This is a genomic window from Halohasta sp. A2 (assembly GCF_056175805.1).
Window position 1 is genome coordinate 1 of sequence record NZ_JAQFWV010000234.1, and the last position, 372, is coordinate 372.

The following is a 372-nucleotide window of genomic DNA, read 5'->3' on the forward strand; positions in this document are numbered from 1 at the left end:
GAGCCTGTCCAAGAAATATCGGCAGAGAACTCACATGACGTAGACCTTATCTAGCAGAAAATCCTGTACAGCGTAAGGATTCACCCGTGACGTTCAATTTTATCCGATACGATCAAGATCAGCAACACCTCCTGCCAAAGAACGTCGCGGAGTGGGTCGAAGAGGATAGTCTCGAACGCTACGTTTCCGACGTTATCGATCATCTCGACAACGAGGGCCGGCTTGACCCATTCTATCCGGACAATCGGGAGGACGGCCGCGGGCGGCCGTCCTTCCATCCCGTGATGATGCTCAAAGTCCTCGTCTTCGGCTACTGTATCGGCATCCGCAGCTCCCGGAAGCTTGACCGTCTCCTCGAACGTGACATCGCGT

At 54.3% G+C, this 372-nt stretch carries 1 protein-coding gene; it reads left to right on the forward strand.

Annotated elements, in window-relative coordinates; all coding sequences use genetic code 11:
• Positions 1 to 86: 86 nt before the first annotated feature.
• The coding region (locus tag O2S87_RS18945) for a transposase (RefSeq protein ID WP_475410245.1) at positions 87 to 372 on the forward strand (286 nt) is incomplete at its 3' end.